General features: G+C 56.5%; 18 protein-coding genes. 14 read left to right on the top strand and 4 right to left on the bottom strand.

The features are described 5' to 3' along the window. The first annotated feature begins 81 nt into the window (after positions 1 to 81). Positions 82 to 1,104: a LacI family DNA-binding transcriptional regulator gene (locus PEL8287_RS09250; RefSeq protein WP_085892103.1), complete on the top strand. Its 1,023-nt coding sequence runs from the start codon at positions 82 to 84 to the stop codon at positions 1,102 to 1,104. Here PEL8287_RS09250 and PEL8287_RS09245 read toward each other — a convergent pair. Further along, positions 1,101 to 1,535, bottom strand: a complete 435-nt coding sequence (locus tag PEL8287_RS09245; protein WP_085892319.1) for an Lrp/AsnC family transcriptional regulator — start codon at positions 1,533 to 1,535, stop codon at positions 1,101 to 1,103. The two genes, PEL8287_RS09250 and PEL8287_RS09245, sit on opposite strands and share 4 nt — an antisense overlap. Before the next feature lie 109 nt (positions 1,536 to 1,644). Here PEL8287_RS09245 and PEL8287_RS09240 point away from each other — a divergent pair, with 109 nt between their 5' ends. The 3 genes from PEL8287_RS09240 to PEL8287_RS09230 all read left to right on the top strand — a co-directional run bounded on the left by PEL8287_RS09240 (position 1,645) and on the right by PEL8287_RS09230 (position 6,185). Next, positions 1,645 to 2,772 (top strand): type III PLP-dependent enzyme, encoded by a 1,128-nt coding sequence (locus PEL8287_RS09240; protein WP_085892102.1) that lies wholly within the window; start codon positions 1,645 to 1,647, stop codon positions 2,770 to 2,772. 70 nt (positions 2,773 to 2,842) lie between these two features. Further along, positions 2,843 to 5,131, top strand: coding sequence for a xanthine dehydrogenase family protein molybdopterin-binding subunit (locus tag PEL8287_RS09235; RefSeq protein ID WP_085892317.1), 2,289 nt, complete (start codon positions 2,843 to 2,845; stop codon positions 5,129 to 5,131). Further along, positions 5,118 to 6,185: a T6SS phospholipase effector Tle1-like catalytic domain-containing protein gene (locus PEL8287_RS09230; RefSeq protein WP_085892318.1), complete on the top strand. Its 1,068-nt coding sequence runs from the start codon at positions 5,118 to 5,120 to the stop codon at positions 6,183 to 6,185. The genes PEL8287_RS09235 and PEL8287_RS09230 overlap by 14 nt, the downstream gene beginning before the upstream one ends. A 72-nt stretch (positions 6,186 to 6,257) precedes the next feature. Here the strand turns inward: PEL8287_RS09230 and PEL8287_RS09225 are convergent, their stop codons facing one another. After that, positions 6,258 to 7,154 carry a LysR substrate-binding domain-containing protein gene (locus tag PEL8287_RS09225; protein ID WP_085892101.1) on the bottom strand — a complete coding sequence of 299 codons (897 nt, stop codon included), beginning with the start codon at positions 7,152 to 7,154 and terminating at the stop codon, positions 6,258 to 6,260. Positions 7,155 to 7,256: 102 nt separating this feature from the next. Between PEL8287_RS09225 and PEL8287_RS09220 the strand changes: the two genes are divergently transcribed. Beyond that, positions 7,257 to 7,481: a hypothetical protein gene (locus PEL8287_RS09220; RefSeq protein WP_085892100.1), complete on the top strand. Its 225-nt coding sequence runs from the start codon at positions 7,257 to 7,259 to the stop codon at positions 7,479 to 7,481. Between the two features lie 101 nt (positions 7,482 to 7,582). On the opposite strand, the gene PEL8287_RS09215 is transcribed toward PEL8287_RS09220, so the two are convergent. Together PEL8287_RS09215 and metF are read right to left on the bottom strand one after the other, a co-directional pair. After that, positions 7,583 to 8,077: a PaaI family thioesterase gene (locus PEL8287_RS09215; RefSeq protein WP_085892099.1), complete on the bottom strand. Its 495-nt coding sequence runs from the start codon at positions 8,075 to 8,077 to the stop codon at positions 7,583 to 7,585. Between the two features lie 60 nt (positions 8,078 to 8,137). Next, positions 8,138 to 9,004 carry a methylenetetrahydrofolate reductase [NAD(P)H] gene (gene metF, locus PEL8287_RS09210; protein ID WP_085892098.1) on the bottom strand — a complete coding sequence of 289 codons (867 nt, stop codon included), beginning with the start codon at positions 9,002 to 9,004 and terminating at the stop codon, positions 8,138 to 8,140. 101 nt (positions 9,005 to 9,105) lie between these two features. On the opposite strand from metF, the gene PEL8287_RS09205 reads away from it, so the two are divergent. The 9 genes from PEL8287_RS09205 (at position 9,106) to PEL8287_RS09165 (ending at position 20,517) form a co-directional block, all read left to right on the top strand. Continuing rightward, positions 9,106 to 10,011: a LysR family transcriptional regulator gene (locus PEL8287_RS09205; protein WP_085892097.1), complete on the top strand. Its 906-nt coding sequence runs from the start codon at positions 9,106 to 9,108 to the stop codon at positions 10,009 to 10,011. Between the two features lie 156 nt (positions 10,012 to 10,167). Then, positions 10,168 to 10,956, top strand: coding sequence for an inositol monophosphatase family protein (locus PEL8287_RS09200; protein ID WP_085892096.1), 789 nt, complete (start codon positions 10,168 to 10,170; stop codon positions 10,954 to 10,956). A 362-nt stretch (positions 10,957 to 11,318) separates the two neighbouring features. Then, positions 11,319 to 12,689, top strand: a complete 1,371-nt coding sequence (locus PEL8287_RS09195) for a nucleotide sugar dehydrogenase (RefSeq protein WP_217807673.1) — start codon at positions 11,319 to 11,321, stop codon at positions 12,687 to 12,689. Positions 12,690 to 12,717: 28 nt separating this feature from the next. Beyond that, complete coding sequence (locus PEL8287_RS09190; protein ID WP_139837751.1) at positions 12,718 to 14,751, top strand: hypothetical protein; 2,034 nt, start codon at positions 12,718 to 12,720, stop codon at positions 14,749 to 14,751. A gap of 3 nt (positions 14,752 to 14,754) precedes the next feature. Beyond that, positions 14,755 to 16,704 carry a glycosyltransferase gene (locus tag PEL8287_RS09185; RefSeq protein WP_085892094.1) on the top strand — a complete coding sequence of 650 codons (1,950 nt, stop codon included), beginning with the start codon at positions 14,755 to 14,757 and terminating at the stop codon, positions 16,702 to 16,704. Continuing rightward, positions 16,705 to 17,718 carry an SDR family NAD(P)-dependent oxidoreductase gene (locus tag PEL8287_RS09180; protein WP_085892093.1) on the top strand — a complete coding sequence of 338 codons (1,014 nt, stop codon included), beginning with the start codon at positions 16,705 to 16,707 and terminating at the stop codon, positions 17,716 to 17,718. 3 nt (positions 17,719 to 17,721) lie between these two features. Then, positions 17,722 to 18,516, top strand: a complete 795-nt coding sequence (locus PEL8287_RS09175) for an ABC transporter permease (protein ID WP_176228600.1) — start codon at positions 17,722 to 17,724, stop codon at positions 18,514 to 18,516. Further along, entirely contained in the window at positions 18,513 to 19,205 is a 693-nt protein-coding gene (locus tag PEL8287_RS09170; RefSeq protein ID WP_085892091.1) for an ATP-binding cassette domain-containing protein, read from the top strand. Before PEL8287_RS09175 ends, PEL8287_RS09170 begins: the two co-directional genes overlap by 4 nt. Further along, positions 19,198 to 20,517: a KpsE/RkpR family capsule polysaccharide export protein gene (locus tag PEL8287_RS09165; RefSeq protein WP_085892090.1), complete on the top strand. Its 1,320-nt coding sequence runs from the start codon at positions 19,198 to 19,200 to the stop codon at positions 20,515 to 20,517. Before PEL8287_RS09170 ends, PEL8287_RS09165 begins: the two co-directional genes overlap by 8 nt. Positions 20,518 to 20,680: the final 163 nt, after the last annotated feature.

The following is a 20,680-nucleotide window of genomic DNA, read 5'->3' as shown; positions in this document are numbered from 1 at the left end:
CCGGCGCATTTGACAGTCAGGGTAAGTTATGAAAATAGTATTGCAAATGTTTTCATAAAATCCTTGGAAAATGAACCTTAAGTGACTGATAAAAATAAGAGAAAAGCGGATATAATAGCGGTTGCAAAGGCTGCGAACGTGTCACCTTCGACGGTGTCACGCACCTTTAATCATCCCGAACTGGTTAATCCGGCGACTCGGAAAAAAATCACCCGCGCGGTCGAACGGCTGGGGTATATCCGCAACCGGACGGCACAGGTGATGCACGGTCGGCGCAGCGCCACGATCGGGCTGATTGTGCCGACGATTGATCACGCGATTTTTGCCGAAGTGATTCAATCGTTCTCGGATGCGGTGGATGCGGCAGGGTTTACCTTGCTAATTGCGTCGCATGGGTACGATCTGGAGCGCGAGCATGCGATGATGCGCAAGTTGCTGGAGCATCGCGTCGATGGCATTGCACTGATCGGCTTAGAGCATTCGGAGGCCAGTTTTCAACTGATCGAGCAACAGGGCATACCTGCGATTGCGATCTGGAACCACGACGAAGACTCGGCCATGTCCTGTGTCGGGGCAAATAATATTCAGGCCGGGCGTCTGGCGGCCGAACATCTGCTGGAGTTGGGGCATCGCGAAATCGGTCTGATTTTTCCCTCTGTCGCTGGCAACGACCGGGCTGCCGGGCGATTGAACGGGGCGTTGGCGGCATTGCGCAAACAGGGCGTGAATGTGCGTGAAACCTGGCGTTCCGAAGCGCCTTACAGCATTGCGCAGGCCAAGCTGGCGGCGCTGGATTTGCTGGGATCGGAGACGCGGCCCGGTGCGTTGTTATGCGGCAATGACGTGATCGCGCATGGGGCGCTGTTTGCGGCGCAAAATCTGGGCTTGCGGGTGCCCGACGACCTGTCGATCATCGGAATCGGGGATTTCAAAGGGTCCGAGGATATTGAGCCAGGCCTGACCACCATCCGTATTCCGGCGCAAAGCATCGGACAGATCGCCGGCGAACGGTTTGCCCAGATCATCACCGAAGGAGATGAGAACATCTTTCGCTTTTGCTGTGATCTGGCTTGTGTCGTGCGCGGTACAACTGCAGCGGTTTAACGTCCGCGATCCAGTTTGGTTGTCAGGTGGATCAGGCTTTCTGATCCTCTGACACCCTTGGCCTCGCCGATACGGTCCAACGTGTCATCCAGTGCCTCGGTCGTGTCCGCCTCAAGCGTGACGATCAGATCGAACCGCCCCGAGGTGGTGTGGACGCGGCGCACCTCGGGCAGGGATTTGAGCCGCGCCAGAACAGTAGGGCCGCTGCGTGGTTCGATACTGACCAGCACGGTGGCACGCAACGGCGCGCGGGCGGTATCGTGCAGGCGCACGCAATACCCCTGGATCACGCCCGAAGTTTCCAGCCGATCAAGACGGGCCTGCACTGTGGTGCGCGCAAGCCCCAGTTTGCGGGCCATCGTGGCCACCGGAAAACGGGCATTTTCGGACAACAGTGCCAGAAGAGAGCGGTCAGTTTCGTCGGTTTGCATTATATAGCCTGCGATATGACGTAATTTATAGTCACTATATAAGAAGTGCCGCGCAGAATCGACGTCTTTCCGGGGGATACTGAAAAGAAATACCAAAGAGGCACTGCAGATGCGCGATTTTCCCAACTGGCCTGACCCACGGGCACATATCCTGCGGCACCAGCCGGATACGGCGATGTTGTATTTTGCACCCGCGACCTTGCAGGCCACGGCCAAACGGTTTCAGCGCGGGTTTGACGGGTTGGTGACCTACGCGGTCAAGGCCAACATGGGCGAAGAGGTTCTGGCCAATCTGGTCACTGCGGGCCTGCGCGCCTTTGATGTGGCCAGCCCGCGCGAGATGTATGCGGTGCGTGCGGTCTGTGCCGACGCGGTTCTGCACTACAATAACCCGGTACGCTCGAACGAAGAGATTGCCGTGGCGGTCGCCCTTGGCGTGCGATCCTTTTCAGTGGATTGCGAGCGGGAACTGGACAAACTGGCGGGTGTGGCGCCAGGGTCGGAAATGACGGTGCGGCTGGCTTTGCCGGTCAGCGGGGCCGCTTATGATTTTGGCGAGAAATTTGGCGTTGGGCCTGATCGTGCTGTGGTCTTGCTGCAAAAGGTTGTCGCGCACGGTTTCATCCCGTCGATGACGTTTCATCCGGGGACGCAATGTGCCGATCCGGCGGCCTGGGGCGCCTATATCAAGGTTGTGGCGGACGTAGCGCGCAAGGCAGGTGTCCGGCTGGCAAGGCTGAATGTAGGCGGCGGATTTGCCGCGCATCGGTGGGGGGCTGCGCCTGATCTGGAAAAGATTTTCAGCCACATACGAAGAGAGGTGAATAGCTGTTTCGGCGCGCACGCACCTGAACTGGTGTGCGAACCCGGGCGCGCCATGGTGGCGGATGCCTTTACGCTGGTCACCCGCGTGAAAGCGTTGCGCGATAGCGGTGCAGTGTTTCTGAATGATGGAATTTACGGTGGTCTGACCGAGGCGCGCGATATCGGCTGCACCGATCGGGTGCGGGCGATGGGCCCCGACGGGACGTGGCGTAAGGATGCACCCAAGGCGCGGGTAGTCTATGGCCCGACCTGTGACAGTATCGACCGCTTGCCGGATCCGTTACCGCTGCCGGGGGACATGGCCGAGGGCGACTATGTTTTCTTTGACGGCATGGGGGCTTACTCACGCAGCCTGAGCACAGGCTTCAATGGGTACGGATTAAGCGACCCGGTGACGGTGGCCGCGCTTTAACTGCTTTGCCTCTGGACACCGGCGCAGTCGTGCTTAGGTTCCCTGTTGAAGAATGCGTCAGGGGCACATCATGGAAAAGTTCGGTAAAAGCCAACCGGTTAAACGGGTTGAGGATGTTCGGTTTCTAACCGGGCAGGGGCGGTATGTTGATGACGTCGCCCCCGAGGGGGCGTTGCATGCCTACGTATTTCGGTCCTCGGTTGCCCATGCCGAAATTACAGGGTTGGTTCTGGATGACGCGCGTGTCGCCCCTGGGGTGCATCTGGTGCTGGGCGCAGATGATCTGGCCAGGGCCGGAATTTCCGAGGGGCTTTTGGCAAATATAATCACCAACCGCGACGGATCCAAAGCAGCCGCCCCGCGCCGGCCGCTGCTGGCCGAAGGGCGCGTGCGGTTCGTTGGCGAACCGATTGCGTTTATTGTGGCTGAGACGCTGCAGCAGGCACGTGATGCGGCAGAGTTGATCGGGTTTGACTATGATGATCTGCCAGCCAAAATGGCACTGGCGCCGGGGGGCGAGACGCTCCATCCCGAAGCGCCCGACAACCGCGCATTTGACTGGGGGCTGGGGGATGAGGCCGCTGTCGAAGCCGCGATTGAAAAGGCCGCCCATGTGGTGCGCCTGCATGTTGAGGATAACCGGATTATCGCCAATTCGATGGAGCCGCGCGGCTGTTTCGCTGAACCCGAAGGCGACCGTTTGCACGTTTCGGTCAACGGGCAGGGAGTGTGGGGCGCCAAGCGTAATCTGGCGCGGGTGCTGGGGCTGGCGCCCGAAAGGATCCGCGTGACCAACCCTGATGTGGGCGGTGGTTTTGGCATGAAAGCGTTTGATTATCCGGAAACTTTTCTGGCTGCCCATGCTGCTCGGGTGCTGAACCGACCGGTGCGCTGGATGTCGGAACGCGGCGAAGCGATGATGAGCGACAATTCTGGCCGTGCGCTGGAACACGAGCTGACACTCGGTTTCGACCAAAATCTTAGGATCACTGCCTACCGGGTTGATACAAAATGCGAACTTGGGGCCTATAACAGCTTTATGGGGCAAGGTATTCAGACCGACCTTTTTGCCAAGGTTCTGATGGGAACCTATGATGTGCAGGCCACCTATCTGCATGTTGAAGGATTCTATACCAACACCACACAGGTGGACGCCTATCGCGGCGCGGGCCGGCCCGAAGCGAATTATGCACTGGAACGGATTTTGGACCGCGCCGCACGGGAGTTGGGCGTGGATACGTTTGAGCTGCACAGACGTAATTTTATCGCCCCGGATCAGTTTCCCTATGTCTCGGCCACCGGCGAAACCTATGACGTGGGCGAGTTTGACCGCGTGCTGAGCCGGGCCGAGAGTGAGGCCGATCGCGTAGGCTTTGCCGTGCGCAAGGCCGAGAGTGCTGCGCGCGGGCGTTTGCGTGGAATGGGCTTGTGTTACTATATTGAAAGTATTCTGGGTAATCCTTCGGAAACGGCGAAGGTTGAGTTTAACGAGGATGGCACGGTGTCGATCTATGTGGGCACACAAAGTAACGGTCAGGGCCACGAAACGGTTTATGCTGCGTTTCTGTCGGATCAGACCGGTATTCCCGCCGATCTGATCCATGTGATTCAGGGGGATAGCGACCTGATTGCCAATGGCGGCGGCACAGGCGGGTCACGTTCGGTTACAACCCAGAATAATGCGACGCTGGCCACGGTGGCCCGGATGATCGAGGTGTTCATCCCCTATCTTGCAAAAAAGATGGGGGTTGAAGCGGACGAAGTTTCATTTGACGACGAAACCTTCCGCGCACCGGGGTCAAACATGACGCCAACCTTTCTGGAGGCTGCGGAGATGGCGCGCGCCGATGGTCGCAGCGATCTGTTGACCCACGAGGAAACGGCCACCTTGCCGGGGCGGTCCTATCCCAACGGTGCCCATGTAGCCGAGGTAGAGGTGGACCCTGAAACCGGCCATGTCAGCGTGGAGCGCTATACGGTGGTGGATGATTTCGGTAATCTTATCAACCCGATGCTGGTTGAAGGCCAGGTGCATGGCGGGGTCGTTCAGGGGATTGGTCAGGCGTTGTGCGAGCATGTGGTTTATGACGAGGACGGTCAGCTTTTGACTGCAAGTTTCATGGATTACGCCATGCCAAGGGCTGCAGATGTGCCGATGTTCAAATTCGCAACTGAAGCGGTACCGTCGACCGCGAATATCATGGGCATGAAGGGCTGTGGCGAGGCGGGCACTGTCGGTTCGATGGCGGCAACGGCGAATGCGGTGGCAGATGCGTTATGGGATGTTGGAGTGCGGCAGGCGGATATGCCTTTTACGCCGCACCGGGTATGGAAAATGGTGAATGATGCCTTGGCGTAAGTGGACCAAACAGCTTTATGGCCTTCTGCGGCCAGGGCTGCGCAAGCAGCAAAGCAGTTTTGCCCACCGGCGCGGGCAGGTTACGCATGTTCTGATCCTTGATGGTACGATGTCGTCGCTGGAACCCGGATGCGAAAGCAACGCCGGGCTCACCTATAAACTGCTGTCCGAGGTCTGCGGCACCGATCTGTCGGTTTATTACGAGGCGGGGTTGCAATGGTATGACTGGCGTTCGACCCACCACGTGATGATGGGGCGCGGGATCAACCGGCAGATCCGCCGCGCCTATGGCTATCTGGCCAGCCGCTATCGCCCCGGGGACAGGATTTTCCTAATGGGCTATTCGCGCGGGGCCTACGCGGTGCGCTCATTGGCGGGGGTAATCGACCGGGTGGGTTTATTGCAGGACAGACATGCAACGGAACGCAATATCCAGACCGCATATCGCCACTATCAGTCCAGCCCGGGTAGCCCGGCAGCTGAAGAATTCATGCGCGCCTATTGCCACAAGGATGTATCGATCGAGATGGTCGGCGTGTGGGATACGGTCAAGGCGCTGGGCCTGCGCCTGCCGTTTTTGTGGCGCTGGAGCGAGGAGGCTCATGCGTTTCACAGCCACCGTCTGGGCCGGGCGATCCGGCATGGCTATCATGCGCTGGCGCTGGACGAAACCCGCGAGATGTTTGCACCGGTTCTTTGGGAGTGCTCGGACGGGTATGACGGCGTGGTGGAACAGGTCTGGTTTCGCGGTAGCCACGGGGACGTTGGCGGGCAATTAGGCGGATTTGACGCAGCGCGACCATTGGCAAATATTCCACTGGTGTGGATGCTGGACCGGGCTGAGATCTGTGGTCTGACACTGCCAGAGGGCTGGCGCGGGCGGTTTGCGTTGGATCGAGATGCGCCGTCGGTGGGAACATGGCGGGGCTGGGCCAAGATATTCGTGATCCGAAAGGCCCGGAAGGTGGGGCAAGGCCCGACTGAGCGATTACACGAGTCTGTGCAGGGGCGAGATATTCTGTTGGAGAAGGCCGGGCAGGTGGTGCGGGGCTAGGCGCTGGTGGAAGGTTTGAGCCCAATGCGGACACACCAAAGTATCCATTCATTTGTTGAAAATTGCGCGTAATTATCCAAAACCCACTGCAGCATCGGGATGCGCCTCTTGCTGCAGCCACTTTCGGACGGCACGGACGGCTCGGCGTCGACCTGCGCGTTGGTTGGTCGCAAGATAGTATCCTCCGAAACGGATTTCTACATCATTAAGGCGTACTAGGGCTCCAGTTTCGAATTCAGTTTGACAGAGGTGCTTGTCCATTAGAACCGCACCAAGTCCCGCAACTGCCGACTGGATTGACAGCAGAGCCCCCAATGGATGTGGTAGTTTCAGAGCCGGAACCTCTGTCATACCAGATTTGTGAAACCATTTCGGCCACAGGCGAAAGGTCGCCTCTTCGATCAGAGGGCCAGAAGCCAGCGCTGTAAGGTCAATCTTAGAGCCGGTTTTCGAAATAAAGTTCGGTGCAGCAAAAGCCCCGACAAGAGATGGGAACAATAGGTCATACCCATCGGGTGGATCAGTGCGCAGATATCTTAAACCTAAGTCAAAATCATGCGCTTGGATGTCCATGACATCAGTCGTAATCGAAAGGCGCAAGTCTATGTCCGGATGCGCAGCCTTTAATCGCGGAAGCCGTGGCACCAGCCATTTTTGCGCCACTGCACTCTCTGTGGTCATTGTGACGACACCTTTGGGTTCAGCGATCAACGCTTCGGTCGCATTGGCAATTTGGTCAAGCGCAGGCGTAATTTGGGCCAAATAGGCTTGCCCCGGTTCAGTTAGAGCAACACCAGATTTTTGTGTCCGGAAAAGATGCACATTTAGCCGTTTTTCCAGTCCGCGTATGTGACGGGAAATTGCAGAGTGTGACACGTTCAGCTCATCAGCCGCTCTGGTAAAGCTACCCAACCTTCCAGCGGCTTCAAAAGCACGAAGGGGATTTAAGGGCGGTAAGTTTCTCGGCATGACCTATTGTGACTTTTTGGAACACATAATGTCAAGAAACGGCGTTTGTGATTTTAGTGTTGGGGTGCAATTTTTCTAATGTAGTCAACACTGGAGAACACTATGAAACACTCAGATACGCTTGAGTTTACATCACAATTCGAACCTACATTTCCATTCACCAATCGTTCAACGACCATCCGTGAAAAGATCAAAGCACGCTTCAGTTCTTTGTTTGCCCCACGATTTGACCCGACAAAGATGAAGAAAGTTGAACAGCGTGAAGCGGGTATTATGGAGTGCGAAGTTGACTGGTACAACGCGTTGCATGGGCCTTTGATAAAGTGAGCGAAGCAATCTCATTACCGAAGCGATCACTGAGAGCGGCTACAAGTCGCTCTCATTTATTTCTGAACGGCGGCTTCAGTCCGCAAAGCAGCCATACCCGCCTAGCGGCCCTTGCTGGCCTGCATGATGATACAGGTGGTTGAGCCTGTGGCATAAAGACGGTCATCGTCAAGACCGCGCACTTCGCCCATGGCGACACCGGTTGAACGACCGGCGTGCTGGACCGTTCCGATGGCGCGCACCTTGGTGCCCAATGGAATGGCGCGGGTGATGTTTATCTTGAATTCCAGCGTTGTGTAATACGAGCCGCGGGGGACTTTGGTCATTACCGCGCAGGCCATGCAGCTATCGAGGATGGCCCCGTACCAGCCGCCGTGCACGCCGCGCATCGGGTTGGTTGTATTGAATTCCGGTGTGCCTTCAAAAACGACGCGGCCGTCCTCAGCCAGAACCGGCCAGAACCCCAGGGTCGCGCCGATAGGCGGCCCGGAAAGCCGCCCGTTGATCACGTCTTGCATGAATTCCAGACCCGAGCGCGATAGAAGATCTGCCTGATCCGGCAGGTCATCCAGTGTTTTTGCTATGTTTTGCACCATCGCGCCCTCCCCTGTGTAGCTGGAGCAAGGGTAGGCGCGGTGGTGGCCCGGCGGCAATCCTTACGCGACGTCGCGCAGTTCCACCTTGGGCGTCACGCCAAGGGCGTGGCAGACATCGCGGGTCAGGTCAGGGCGGTTCAGAGTGTAGAAATGCAGGTCTTTCACGCCACCCTCTATCAGGTCGCTGCACAGTTCGGTTGCCAGTGCCGTCGCCAGAAGATCATGGCGATTGTCGCGGATCGCCTTGCCAAACAGATCATCCAGCCATGCGGGCACGTTGGCGCCGCAGGCCAGGGCAAATTTCCGGGCGCCTTGCCAATTTTCGATCGGCAGAACGCCGGGAATGATTGGCGCGTCGATCCCGGCCTTGACGCAGGCATCGCGGAAACGGAAAAACGTGTCGGCCTCAAAGAAAAACTGGGTGATCGCCTCGGACGCGCCAGCGTCGATCTTGCGCTTCAGCCAGTCGATATCGGCAGCCTGATTGGTAGCCTCGGGGTGTTTTTCAGGGTAGGCGCCGACACGAATGGTGAATTTGCCGGTGTCCGCCAGCGCTGAAATCAGTTCACAACTGTCAGCGAAACCCTCGGGGTGGGGCTCAAAATTGGCAGCCCCTTTGGGCGGGTCGCCGCGCAGGGCGACAATCTCGCTTACGCCTGCGGCGGCGAATTCATCAGCGATGGCCAGCGTTTCCTGACGCGAGGCATCAATGCAGGTCAGATGCGCGGCCACGTTCAGGCCCGAGGCGTTGTGCAGGGTGCCAACGGCATCGCGTGTCAGGCTGCGGGTTGTGCCGCCGGCGCCATAGGTGACCGAAACGAACCGGGGCTCTAGCGGGGCCAGCGTGTTGACCGTATCCCAAAGGCGGAACGAGGCCTCAAGTGACTTGGGCGGGAAGAATTCGAACGAAACGTTGGGCGTGATCATTTGCGCAATCCTTGAAAATCTTGCTGTTGTCCTCTTGTTGCAGGCGCAGCATTGTGAGACAACTTCATAATATTCACGATTAAGATGAGGCGTGTTAATATATGCATATCGAGTTCCGGCATCTCAGAACGATACGGGCGATCCATCAGGCCGGCGGGTTGGCAAAAGCGGCTGACCTGCTGCACATCACCCAGTCGGCGCTGAGTCATCAGATCAAGGGGCTGGAGGATCAGGCCGGTGTCGAGTTGTTTGTGCGGCGGTCCAAGCCGCTGAAACTGTCGGCGGCCGGGCACCGGCTGTTGCGGGTGGCAGAAAACGTGTTGCCCGAGATCGAAGCATTGGAGGCCGAATTCAGTGGCCTGCGTGCAGGCAGTGCCGGGCGGATGCATATCGCGATTGAATGCCACGCCTGTTTCGAATGGCTGTTTCCGGTGCTGGAACAGTTTCGAAAGGCCTGGGGAGAAGTGGATGTGGATATTCGCCCCGGACTGGCCTTTGACGCATTGCCTGCGTTACAGAAGGAAGAGGTGGATCTGGTTGTGTCGTCTGACCCCGAGGATCTGCCCGGCGTGATATTCAAACCGCTTTTTGACTACGAGCCGGTTTTTGTCGCCTCCAGTCAGCACCCGCTGGCGCAGAAGGACTACATCGTTGCCGAGGATCTGCGCGATGAAACATTGATTACCTACCCGGTGGATCGGTCGCGTCTGGATGTGTTCACTGAACTGCTGACCCCGGCCAAGGTTGAGCCCAAGGCCACGCGGCGGGTGGAACTGACAGCGGTGATCCTGCTGCTGGTGGCCTCGAACCGCGGAGTGGCTGTGCTGCCTGACTGGGTGGTGCGCGAAGTGAAAACCAGCAGCGACTATGTCACCCGGCCCCTGACCGAAAAAGGTCTGACCAAACGGCTATATGCGGCCATCCGCGAGGATGAGGCTGACAAGCCCTATATGGCGCATCTGATTAAACTGGCGCGCGAGATACCGGTGCGGTTGCAACGGGGGTGAACCAGCTGCAAGGGCCTCTGGCGGTGATAATTTAAGCAAGAAGAAACGCTGAATTTCGTCAGATCGAGGGCGCAGCGCAGCTGGCGATATGCGGCCCCTTGTATGACGGGGCCGGGGGGCGTATACGCGCGGCCTGAACAATTGGAGCGAAGTCGGATGCCGGGCAGTGCAAATCTAAACGTCATGATCAAGGCCGCGCGCAAGGCGGGGCGGGCACTGGCCAAGGATTTCCGCGAAGTCGAGAATCTGCAGGTGTCGATGAAGGGGGCGGGGGATTTTGTCAGTCGCGCTGATATCGCCGCCGAACAGATCATCAAATCCGAGTTGATGAATGCGCGCCCGACCTATGGCTGGCTGGCTGAAGAGGGCGGCGGTGAAGAGGGCAAAGACCCAACGCGCCGCTGGATCGTGGACCCGTTGGATGGGACCACCAATTTCCTTCACGGGTTGCCGCATTGGGCCGTTTCGATTGCGCTTGAGCATAAGGGCCAGATTGTCGCGGGCGTGATTTATGACCCGACCAAGGACGAAGCGTTTTTTGCCGAAAAAGGCGAGGGTGCGTGGATGAACGAAAGCCGTCTGCGGGTGTCAGGGCGTAGCAAAATGATCGAGTCGATCTTTGCCACCGGGCTGCCTTTTGGCGGGCGTGCCGATCTGCCCGACACATTGCAGGATCTGGCACAATTGCTACCGACCTGTGCCGGGGTGCGGCGTTGGGGCTCGGCGGCGCTGGACATGGCCTATGTGGCCGCAGGGCGCTACGATGGTTTCTGGGAGCGTCGACTAAACCCGTGGGATATGGCCGCAGGCATTATCATTGTGCGAGAGGCAGGCGGGCTGATCCAGCCACTTGACCCAAATGGCGATATTCTGGAAGACGGCGAAGTGATTTGCGCCAACGAGGCGATTTTCGACAAGTTCTCCAAAACCGTCCGTGCCACCTGAGAAACCGTTTTAACGCCGCGGGCCGACCGTCACATTCTGAGGCTTGGCCCTGCGCGTAAGATACCCAAACACCATAAGAGTCCTGTTTTTCAGTGGGTTGGGGATTATGGCTGCGGGTCTGGACGCCTTTAGGCTGGCGGCGTCCATTCTGTGTTGCGAAATAAGGAAAAATCTGGCCCGCAGCTTTGAATTTGCAATGCAATCAGAAGTTTTAAATACTTTTTTATATTTGTTTACAGATATTTAGATAAATTATCTCAGGTAATGTCAATAATTGGAATGGATCAATTTTTCTGCAAATTTGAGCCATAATTGGCCTTTAAGCTTGGTTCATCACTAGCAATTGTGAATGGGACAGGGCCGTGAATGTAATTCTGAATACCGCACTCAGCGATTTGACACACGTCAGCGAGGTCGAACGCTCGATCCGTCTGGTGCTGGACAACACACCGACCAAAGCCACGTTTGAGAATATCGCCGTCGTCGGGTTGGGGTATGTCGGTCTTCCGCTTGCTGTATGTCTTTCCGAAAAATTCAAAAAAGTCGCTGGTTTCGACATCTCAGACCGGCGTGTCGGTGAGATCCAACGAGGCCACGACGCGACAAATGAGATCAACGAATTCGCCCTGAAAAGAAGCGGGCTGCGTGTCAGCAATAATCTGGCGGAAATTGCCGAGGCGTCTTTTTACATTGTCACGGTTCCCACGCCAATCAACGATGCGCGCCAGCCCGATCTTTCTCCGTTGCGCTCGGCGTGTGAAATGATCGGTCCAAACCTTGATAAGGGTGACGTGGTTGTTTTTGAGTCCACCGTTTACCCGGGTGTTACCGAAGATTTTTGTGCGCCGATTCTTGAAGAATTTTCAGGTCTCAAGGCCGGCAGGGATTTTGGTTTGGGCTATAGCCCAGAGCGTATCAACCCCGGCGACAAGATCAACACGGTTGAAAACGTGGTGAAAGTCGTGTCGGGCGATACGCCGGATACCCTGAATCGGGTCATCGCGGTTTACGATCTTGTGATTGAAGCCGGTGTTCATGCCGCGCCGAACATCAAGGTGGCAGAAGCCGCCAAAGTTCTTGAGAATACGCAGCGTGACGTCAACATCGCTTTGATGAACGAAATGTCACTGATCTGCGACAAGATTGGTATCAGCACGAACGAAGTGATCGAAGCGGCCGCCACAAAATGGAACTTCCTGCCCTTCACCCCCGGATTGGTTGGTGGGCACTGTATTGGCGTTGATCCTTACTATCTTGCCTCGCTTGCTGAAAAGGTGGGTCATAACCCGCAGGTCATCATGGCGGGTCGTCGCACCAATGATGGAATGGTCCGCCATATCGCGGACGCCGCATTGCGGCTGATGATCGAAAAAGGCAGCGCAGTGCGTGATCTGCGCGTTGGTGTCTGCGGCATCACCTTTAAAGAGAATGTGCCGGATGTGCGCAATTCAAAGGCTTTGGAACTGATCGAGGCGCTGCGCGGGTATGGCATTGATCCACTGGTGCATGACCCACACTGCAGCCCGGATATTGTCAGACCTCTGGGTGTCAAACTGTGCAGCGCCGAGGACATGTCTGATCTGGATGTGATGATTTTGGCCACACCGCACGAGAAATTTATCTACGATTCTCGATTTCTCGACAAAATTCGCGATGATGGAATTCTGGTCGATGTAAGAGGCGCCTTCCGCAACTCTAAAAAGGCCAGGGCGCTGACGTATTGGTCGCTTTGACCAGAAGATGCGAAAGGGGCTCGCAGAAATGTTCAAAGTTACGCCGATCGGATCTTGTCGCATCACAGGGCCACTGCGCCATGGGCAGTCGAACTATGGCATTCAGCTAAATCAGGGGCGGTGCTATGGGTATTGCCACTCGCCGGCTGAAGCGGTTCAAATGGCCCGCTTCATGCGGGGTGATCTGACAATCCCCGGTGATATCTGGCCCCTTGTTTCACGTTCGCATGATCTGAGCACCATTTCGGCGTCGGAGCACACGATGTCTGATCTTTATGTGGTTGAGCTTGCGTCCGCCAAGGAAGTGACCATTGATGGTGTGTGCATACAGCTGAATTATCTGAATTCGGTCTATGCAGACTTCTTTTCCGATGCAGGGCGCGCGCAAGAGTTCTGGACCTGTGCAGAAGCCGGCGATGAAGGTGCGATGCTTAATTTTCTGGACCGGCATTGGGCTGATACAGAACAGCAAAGGGCACAGGCGGCCACACTTGGAAGGATACGACTGAAATTTGTCACGCGCAGAAGTCTGCGGCGCAATATCAAAAGGCTGAAACGTAACCTGCCGGATATCTTGTTTGTGTCGCACATTGATGCTCGCAAACCGGACGGGCGTACGATCGGATCGCGTTCAGATTTCATCAAGCTGGTCGGCGAAGAGGTTCGCCGGGCTGGATGTAAATTCTACAACCCCACTGATTTGATGGAAGAGTTCGGCCAGTCAGCCGCGATTGAAGATGAAAGCACGGGCCTTGCGCATTTCACCAGGGCCTTTAGCGACGCGGTGATGGACGACTGGATGCGCCAGGTCATTGCGCCAAAAACCGACAAAGCGGTTCAGGCCGGTCCAAATGATGCTGTTGAGCAGCAACTGAAGCCACAAATCGAGGCAGCTTGCCGTGATGGTCGATATGCTGACGCCAGTGCCCGCTTGGCCATGATTTCGCCGGTGACTGACTGCGTCACTCCGCTGTTGGACGACACCATGCAGCGCCGGGACGAGGCACAAAAGCGTTTCATTGAAAAAACGCTGGCTGAAGCAGGGCAGGATTTGGATGAGGCTGAAAGAAATGATCTGATTTTGGCGGCTGGTGCGCTTGGGCTTTTTGAGACGGCGCTTGATCTGGCGTCACAGGCCCGCGGAGGTCTCAAATCAATACAGGCAAGCACCCTTATACGCGTCGGGCTGCAGGCCAAAGGAGCCAGAGACACAGATAACGCTTTTGAGTTTTTTCTGGCGGCGGTCTGCAGGAACCTGAAACTGACACGCGCCGGAAGCGGGCTTGCGGCGTTGGCGATCAACGAAGAAATCAACGTTTTGGCAGATCTCAAGCCCGAACAGTTTGCCTCGGTTCTGGAACACCTGGAGCTGCCCGAGAGGCTGCGCCTGCTGCAGTTGAACGGAACCTCTTTTACCGCAGCGATTACAAAGTCCTCTACTGTAGAGGACGTCGCAGAAATAGCCTCGTATCTGGCGGTTCATCATGGGATTGGTCTGGGGGCCGAAGCGCTGGCCTTCTGGCGGGATCTGCAAGGAATAGACCGGATAACGGACGCCGGACTTGTCAGCCTTCTGGACCAATGGGTTGAAAACGCGCTGGCCGCAGCCGAACCCATCGGTCGCATTCAGGGTCTCAATGCGGTTTTGCATGCAGACCCACGCCATGCCGGTGCGCGCAACGCGGCGCGCGATACACGTCATGACCTGGCCCTTCGTATTCGCGCCGCCGGTAAGGCCGGCGATATCGATGCACTTGACGCGCTTACCCTCGAGGCGGATGCGTTGAATTCGGACATGCCGGAACTTGATCTGTGGCGCGCCAGACTGAGGTACGGGCTTGGTGAATACGGGGCCGCCCTGGAATTGGGGCAATCGGCCGCAGCGGCGTTGCCGGAGACGCTTAATGTATGGGTGCTGTTGATGCGGGCCGCGACCAAGGCCAAGGATGCCGCAAAAGCCACTGAGTTTGCCCATAAGGTCATTGACCTGACATGCCTTGAAACCGAGAAGTTGAAATCCGAAGCCGAAGCGGTACTGCAATGCCATTTGGCCCGAGCGTAAGCGATGAAACTGATCTCTCAACAACTCAATTTTGCGTCGGACGCAGCGGTTTTACCGGATGGGTTTTCGGATGAAATCTATGAGTTGAGCCGAAAGGTCGATTGTCCCGACAAGGCCAAGCTGATCTATGAAAGGCTGCAACCGGTGCTGAGGGATTATCGTGCCGATCAGACGCTTGCGATTGCCTGTGGCCTGTTGCTGGAAAAACAGCGCGTCGAAGAAGGCATGCGGACGCTTTGGGATGATCTGCAACATCTGTACCCTGACGATCTGACGGCGTTGCGCATGCTGATGCGCTGGTATCGCCGGGATCACAACACGGATGTCGGCATTGCCCATATTCACGAGCTGTTCCCGGGCAGCTGGCACAGTCTGAAACAGGCCAACAAGGCCATCCTTGGTTTGGCCGAGCTCAAGGCCTGGACCGAAATCGATAGAATAATGGCGACGATTTTGGTATTACACTCCAAAGAACGTCCGATCCGGATGGCTTATATCAAGATCCTGAATGAACAGTCCCGCTTCATTGATGCAGCACGTGTTGCACTTCATGTCCACGGTCGCGACCGGATGGGCAAGGCCTCGCAGGAACTATTGGGCGCGGTGCAGCGGAATGCTGACATAATGCGTAAGCATGATCGCACAGATGCCGTGGATGTCATCGACGATATCGTCGCACGGGCGACACCGCCGCGAAACCTGACATCAACGGAGCGTGTGGTGTTCTTTACCGGGCAACTGGGCACCGGCGGCGCCGAGCGGCAAATGACCCGTATCGCCTGCGCTTACCAGAAACTTCACGACGAGGGCGAAACGCTTGGCGTGGCGCCTCAGGTGTGGGTGAAACACGCCACAGCCGCCACAGGTGCGGATTTTTACCGCCCGTTGCTGAAAGAAGCAGGTGTTGCCACCCGCGTTTTGGCGGAAGAGGAAGATGTCCCTATCGCCGATCTGCAGGATCTGTCGGATGAGGTGAAAGAACTGCTTGAATTGCTGGCGCCGGATGTGCGTCGCCATACCTGCCAGCTGTACAAGATGTTCAAAGAGCATCAGACCGACGTTGCTTATCTTTGGCAAGATGGTGGGATCGTTCAGTCGGCGATCGCGGCGGTGCTCGCGGGGGTGCCGCGGATCGTGACATCATTCCGTGGCCTGCCGCCCAATCTGAGGCCAAATTTCTTTCGTGACGAACTGCCTGTGCTTTATGCCGCGCTGGCGCGTCTGCCGAATGTTACTTTTACTGCCAACAGCGAAAAAACCGCGGCCGCCTATGAAGAGTGGTTGTCGCTGGACGCCGGAGAGGTCGTGGTGATTCCGAATGCTATTCCCGGTGTTCTGCCGGATGGCGACGAGACAGATCAGGATTTCTGGAGCGATGTTCTTGCCGCATCCGAACCCTGCTGCAAAACCGTTCTGGGGGTGTTTCGTTTCGACAACAACAAACGTCCGGTACAGTGGATCGAAGCGGCGGCGCGATATCTTGAAAAGCACGATGACGCGCGGTTTGTCATGCTAGGCAATGGTGTGCTGCACCCGGATTGCAAAGCGCTGATCGAAAGCCTGGACCTGACTGATCGAATCTTCCTTGCCGGCATACGCAGTAATGTGGGTTTCTATATGCACCGGGCTGATCTGCTGATGCACCTTGCCCAGATGGAAGGGCTGCCCAATGTCCTGATCGAGGCGCAGTTGGCCGGAACGCCCGTTCTGGCAACCCCGGCTGGCGGCACGGATGAGGTTGTGAGCAACGGTGTGACAGGGGTTATTCTGTCTGCAGCGGATGAATTGCCCTTGCAAGAGCTTGACAATCGGCTGGAAACCTTGCTGTCAGACGAGGATGAACTGGCAAGGCTGGGTGCCGCAGCACTGGCGGACTCGGGCGAGCGATTTTCGGTCGGGACCATCCTTTGCCGCACAACCGAACTTTTTAATTCCGTAAATCCGGGTGCTTAAATGAAAACTGTCTTTGTCACCGGAACTGCCGGGTTTATTGGATTCCACCTTGCCAAACACCTGTTGGACGAGGGTTTTAAAGTTGTCGGGTTTGACGGCCTGACCGATTACTACGATGTGACGCTTAAGAAGAAGCGTCATGAAATGCTGGAGCGCAATCCGAATTTCACGGCGCATATCGGCATGCTGGAAAATAACGAACTTCTGTCGCGGCTTGTGGCCGAAACAAATCCCGATGTTATCGTTCACCTCGCCGCGCAGGCCGGTGTACGCTACAGCCTTGAAAACCCGCGGGCTTATGTCGAGACCAATGTGACGGGCACTTTCAACCTGATGGAAGCCGCCCGCGAAACAGGCGTGGACCATCTGCTGATGGCGTCGACATCTTCGGTTTATGGTGGCAACACCCAGATGCCGTTTGAAGAAACCCAGAAGACCGAGCTGCCGCTGACGCTTTATGCGGCAACAAAAAAAGCGAATGAGGCGATGGCGCATTCCTATGCGCACCTGTGGCACATTCCCACGACCATGTTCCGGTTCTTTACGGTCTATGGCCCCTATGGACGGCCTGATCTTGCACTTTTCAAATTTGTGCGCGCGGCCCTCGCCGGTGAGGCGATTGACGTCTATAATCATGGCGAAATGGCCCGTGATTTTACCTACGTGGATGATCTTGTGCACGCGATCCGGTTGCTGATTGATGCGGCTCCCGCGCGGCCCGATGCTGGTGCCGCCGCCATTCCCGGTGACAGCCTGAGCCCGGTCGCCCCATTCCGCACGATCAACATCGGAAACGGCAAATCCGTCCCGCTGATGACCTTCATCGCCGAGATTGAAAATGCCCTTGGCCAAGGGATCAAGAAAAACATGATGGAAATGCAAAAAGGCGACGTGCCCGGTACCTGGGCCAATACCGATTTGCTTGAGGCATTGACCGGATATCGCCCCAATACGTCGGTGAAAGAGGGGATCAGCCGGTTCGTCGAATGGTATCGCGAGTATTACCAGGTCTAGATGATGGCGGCGGCGCAACATATCTCGCCACCCGGTACAATGGCCCGGATCATGGTGTTACTGGAGCGGGAACGCAAAACCCGTTTTTCGGGCGGGATGTTGGGCTACCTCTGGGCGTTTATCATCCCAAGCGCCTGGATTGCACTGGTCTTTGCCCTTTTCTGGGTGCTTGAGCGGACTCCGCCAATTTACGTCGGTGCAGAAGTTTTTATTGCAACGGGCGTGTTACCATATCTGTTTTTCCGGCAGACAGTGACCTCGTTAAGCCGCACACTTTCGGCCAACCGTTACATGCGGTATTTTTCCTCGGTTTCACCCAACGATATCCTGTCGGCGTCCATGCTGTTGGAAAGCTTCAATGTATTGATGACGTCAGTGTTGATCTTCGGCATGGTTACCGTGGCATTCGGCAGCCCACTTCCGGCTTCGATGCCCGGCGTTCTTTTTGGTCTTGGTTTGTCATGGTTGCTGGGCTGCGGGATCGGCCGGTTTGTGGCAACTGCCGGCTTGCTTAGCGACACATTTGCACGCGCAGTCCCTTTGATCCTCAGGCCGTTGTTCTGGCTGTCGGGCATCTTTTACACGGCCGCCGAACTGCCTGGCGCGGTTCAGGATATTTTATGGTATAGCCCATTCCTTCATGTCACCGAGATTATCCGCGAGTCCTATTTTTTAGGCTTTAAATCTCCCGTGGCAACGGTCTGGTATCCGCTTGCGATTGCGGCGATGTTTTATCTTGCCTCCATTCCGCTTGAGCGTTTCGCTCACAACCGGCGTTTAATGCGGGGCCGGCTATGATTGCGCTGGAAAATGTCACCCTTCTGAAGCCGGGGGTGATGACCCGCGACCCCATTCTGCTGGAGGCAACTGAGGTCTTCCGCATGGGTGAACGCGTCGGTATTCTCGCCACACCGGGAAGCGGCAAGTCTTCGATCGCGCGTCTGCTTGCCGGTATTGAACACCCTGATCGTGGCACCATCCGCCGGGAGGCCAGGGTCAGCTGGCCGATTGGCTTTGCCGGGTTTCTGCATCCCGAGCTTGGCGTCGCCGAAAATCTCAGTTTATTTGCAAGACTGGTCGGTGTGGCGCCCAGAACGGTGATTGATTTTTGCGACGATTTTTGCAGCATTCCAAATCTCAGCCGCAAGACCATGAAAGATCTGCCACCAACGCAACGCGCGATGCTGGGATATGCCTGCGCTTTATCTGTTCCAGGCCCTGCGATGTGGATCGCTGATGAGGTGATTACGATCGGCGAGCCACGCGACCGCGAGCGGTGCGATGAAATACTTGCTGAAAGGCTGGAACAGGGAGGTCTGGTGTTTTTGTCACGCAATGCGCGACAATTGAAGGCGTATTGTGATCGTTTTCTTGTCCTGATTAACCAACGGTTGGTACAGTGCGACGATCTTGAGGTTGCGCAGGAAGCGCTGGAATTGTCGGCGCATCTTTCGGCCCAGGAGCAAATGAGGTCAGAGCATGCCTAATTCTAACGCTTCGGAAGAAGAGCGGATCAAAGCCTGGAGGGCTGAGCGTGCGCGCATCGCGGAGGCGGACAAGGCTGCGCGGCTTCTGCAAAGAGAGGCTGAAAGAATTCAAGCGGCTGAAACGGCCAAAGAGGATCGCAAAGACGCGGCGCTGACCCTTTTGTCATCGTCGCGAAAGGGCGCCTCACAAGGGCGCATCAATGCCACGTCAATCTCTGGATGGTTCAGCAAACTTGGAAACTGGCAACTATTCTTTGCCATGGTTGTTGGCCCCATGATCCTGGTGATGTTTTACCTGTTTGTAATCGCGACCCCGCTTTATGAAGCACAATCTGTCATTGCGATCACAAAATCCTCGGATGCGGGGACAGGTTCACGTTCGGGTTTGCTGGGCAGTCTGGAAAAACCATCAAACTTGCCCGAGGTGTTTCGGGCGCATTCCTACATCAACAGCCAGGCGTTGATGGATTCACTGGAGGCCGAGCTGGCGCTTGTCAGCGAACTTAGCAGCGATGCGATTGATCCGATCCAGCGGTTGCGTACAATTCCATTTTTGTCGTTGAGCAAAAGCATGCAGTTTGATCGCTTTGTTGAGTCTTCAATAGATATCCAAAGCGGGCTGTTGACGCTTTATGTGCGCGCGCCAAGCAACGCACAGGCGATTTCCGTTTCCGAGTCGGTCCTGCGCAATGCCGAGATACAGGTTTCGACCTTAGGGCAACAATTGTTCGACAAACGCCAATCACACGCAGCCGAAGTACGCGCTGCTGCTGAAACGCAGGTCGCTGACGCGCAGGCTTCGCTTGTCGACTTGCAGTTCAAATACCAGGAGGTTGATCCAAGAAACCGGGTTGAAAGCATTTACGCCCGGATCAAAGAACTGGAGGATGAGGCCCAGCGATTGGATAACGAAGTCCAGAAAGCCGAGATCGCGGGCATTGGCGATAGCCCTCAGACAAGCAAGCTTGTCGCACTTGAGGCCCACATAAGGGACCAGATCAAACAAGAGAGAAGCAAGCTGGTTGCGCCAAACGGCCCCTCGGCCACATCACTGAATAATCTGCTGATGGAATATGAACTGGCCAGTCTTGAAGTTGACCTGGCCCGCGAAGCCGTCAAGACAGCGATCGAAGCGCAGGCCGAAGCAGGACGCGAAGCCGCGCTGAGCCGAAGCCTTTTTCAGGTGGTGGTCCCGCCGCGCACGGCGCAAACCCCGATTTATCCAAGAAAACCGGGTACGCTTTTGCTGGTAATGATCATCTGCCTTACCTGCTTTGCGGCTGCCACGACGTTCCGCGCTGCGAAGACCTGAGTATTTCGCAACTCTGGCCGAGGTTCGCCCAAAGAATGAGGTCCGGGACGATACGCAAACCGTCACGCCTTTAGCCCGAGGTACCAGATAAGAAGTGCGAGGCGCGCTCTGTTCGGTTGGCGCACGGCGCCCCCGCCAATTCCAGTGACTGGTTTTTTTGACG

The organism is Roseovarius litorisediminis (assembly GCF_900172295.1).
Lineage (GTDB): Bacteria > Pseudomonadota > Alphaproteobacteria > Rhodobacterales > Rhodobacteraceae > Roseovarius > Roseovarius litorisediminis.
This window is presented reverse-complemented; position numbering and strand designations above follow the sequence as displayed.

Excerpts from the sequence above, each read along its gene's own strand:
- PEL8287_RS09245 (WP_085892319.1), bottom strand. The coding sequence starts at position 1,535 with ATGCAAACCGACGAAACTGACCGCTCTCTTCTGGCACTGTTGTCCGAA.
- PEL8287_RS09240 (WP_085892102.1), top strand. The coding sequence starts at position 1,645 with ATGCGCGATTTTCCCAACTGGCCTGACCCACGGGCACATATCCTGCGG.
- PEL8287_RS09235 (WP_085892317.1), top strand. The coding sequence starts at position 2,843 with ATGGAAAAGTTCGGTAAAAGCCAACCGGTTAAACGGGTTGAGGATGTT.
- PEL8287_RS09230 (WP_085892318.1), top strand. The coding sequence starts at position 5,118 with ATGCCTTGGCGTAAGTGGACCAAACAGCTTTATGGCCTTCTGCGGCCA.
- PEL8287_RS09225 (WP_085892101.1), bottom strand. The coding sequence starts at position 7,154 with ATGCCGAGAAACTTACCGCCCTTAAATCCCCTTCGTGCTTTTGAAGCC.
- PEL8287_RS09220 (WP_085892100.1), top strand. The coding sequence starts at position 7,257 with ATGAAACACTCAGATACGCTTGAGTTTACATCACAATTCGAACCTACA.
- PEL8287_RS09215 (WP_085892099.1), bottom strand. The coding sequence starts at position 8,077 with ATGGTGCAAAACATAGCAAAAACACTGGATGACCTGCCGGATCAGGCA.
- metF (WP_085892098.1), bottom strand. The coding sequence starts at position 9,004 with ATGATCACGCCCAACGTTTCGTTCGAATTCTTCCCGCCCAAGTCACTT.
- PEL8287_RS09205 (WP_085892097.1), top strand. The coding sequence starts at position 9,106 with ATGCATATCGAGTTCCGGCATCTCAGAACGATACGGGCGATCCATCAG.
- PEL8287_RS09200 (WP_085892096.1), top strand. The coding sequence starts at position 10,168 with ATGCCGGGCAGTGCAAATCTAAACGTCATGATCAAGGCCGCGCGCAAG.
- PEL8287_RS09190 (WP_139837751.1), top strand. The coding sequence starts at position 12,718 with ATGTTCAAAGTTACGCCGATCGGATCTTGTCGCATCACAGGGCCACTG.
- PEL8287_RS09185 (WP_085892094.1), top strand. The coding sequence starts at position 14,755 with ATGAAACTGATCTCTCAACAACTCAATTTTGCGTCGGACGCAGCGGTT.
- PEL8287_RS09180 (WP_085892093.1), top strand. The coding sequence starts at position 16,705 with ATGAAAACTGTCTTTGTCACCGGAACTGCCGGGTTTATTGGATTCCAC.
- PEL8287_RS09175 (WP_176228600.1), top strand. The coding sequence starts at position 17,722 with ATGGCGGCGGCGCAACATATCTCGCCACCCGGTACAATGGCCCGGATC.
- PEL8287_RS09170 (WP_085892091.1), top strand. The coding sequence starts at position 18,513 with ATGATTGCGCTGGAAAATGTCACCCTTCTGAAGCCGGGGGTGATGACC.
- PEL8287_RS09165 (WP_085892090.1), top strand. The coding sequence starts at position 19,198 with ATGCCTAATTCTAACGCTTCGGAAGAAGAGCGGATCAAAGCCTGGAGG.